The organism is Vibrio sp. YT-17 (assembly GCF_033337375.1).
Taxonomy (GTDB): Bacteria; Pseudomonadota; Gammaproteobacteria; order Enterobacterales; family Vibrionaceae; genus Vibrio; species Vibrio alginolyticus.
Genome location: NZ_JAWOQP010000105.1, coordinates 1 through 1,296 on the forward strand (window position 1 = coordinate 1; position 1,296 = coordinate 1,296).

General features: G+C 42.6%; 2 protein-coding genes. Both read left to right on the forward strand.

Features of this window, described 5'->3' with window-relative positions; translation table 11 throughout:
- The first annotated feature begins 234 nt into the window (after positions 1-234).
- On the forward strand, positions 235-825 hold the full coding sequence (locus R7F67_RS24185; protein ID WP_005456899.1) for a TetR/AcrR family transcriptional regulator: 591 nt from the start codon (positions 235-237) through the stop codon (positions 823-825).
- Between the two features lie 17 nt (positions 826-842).
- Positions 843-1,296, forward strand: a 454-nt coding sequence (locus tag R7F67_RS24190) for an MFS transporter (protein ID WP_318057459.1), incomplete at its 3' end; no start/stop codon positions are given.

Below are 1,296 nucleotides of genomic sequence, written 5' to 3' on the forward strand. Positions count from 1 at the left end.
CGTTTGGGTACATCTCAGATTGTGCTCCAAACCTTGTACATACAAGCAGTAGCACGCCAAAGATGATTGTTGGTTCATCATACTCCGTATGTCACCTTATGAAAACAATCTAAAGAGTCTGACATGTATCAGAATATTGCCAAACATGTCGCCTTCTGACGTGATTGCGCGGTTGACGCTCATTAAGTAGCTGTCTATCATATTGAACGTTGTTCAATAAAGCAGTTTGAGAGTATGGCGCGCAGAAACGATCACACCAGAGAAGAGTTGATTAACTTGACCTTAACGACGGTCAAAAATTTTTTAGATGAGAACTCTTACCACGAACTTAGCCTTCGTAAGATCGCTAACATGATTGGTTACGTGCCAAGCACCTTGGTGAATATTTTTGGTAACTATAATTTGTTGCTACTTCATGCCGTGGCTCAAACTTTAGATGAGTTATCGCAGGAAGCGCTAAATGCAACAAAAAGCAGTAAAGATGCTCATCAAGCACTTTTTGAACTTGCATACTGCTACCACGATTTCGCGCAAAAACATCCTTACCGTTGGCAATTGGTTTTCGAACACAACATGAACGGTGCCGAACTTCCAGAATGGCATGCGAAACGTATTGATGGCATGACAGGCATGCTCGAATCATTACTCGCACAAATCGCTCCTCAACGTACGGAATCCGAAGTCATTCAAGCGAGTCGCGTACTATGGGCTGGCGTACACGGCATTACTCTTCTTAGCGTTGATGACAAGTTTTTCTCAAGTGAGCCTGTAGATGGTAAAGAGTTAATCAGTAACTTGCTTTCTAACTACATCATGAACTGGTAACAAACAAAGGATTATCCATGTCATCCGACAGACAGCCGTCCTTGCTTACGCAAAGAAAGTTCCTGCCCTATTTTGTTACTCAGTTTTTTGGCGCTTTCAACGACAACATTTTTAAAAACGTTTTGTTGCTGTTTGTCGCTTTCGCTGGTTCTAGCGCATTACCCATTTCTAGTAATTTATTCATAAACTTAGCAGCTGGCTTATTCATTCTTCCATTCTTCCTTTTTTCTGCCTCTGCTGGAGTTTTGGCGGATAAATACGAGAAATCGTGGTTTATTCGCAAAGTAAAACTGTTTGAAATCGCCATCATGCTGCTAGGCGCCGTTGGCTTTATAACAGAAAGCTATGGTGTCTTACTTCTGCTGCTTTTCTTAATGGGTACGCAATCCGCGTTTTTCGGCCCCGTCAAGTACGCGCTTCTTCCTCAGGAATTAAACGCTAAGGAACTGGTACCGGGCAATGCCTTGGTTG

Excerpts from the sequence above, each read along its gene's own strand:
- R7F67_RS24185 (WP_005456899.1), top strand. The coding sequence starts at position 235 with ATGGCGCGCAGAAACGATCACACCAGAGAAGAGTTGATTAACTTGACC.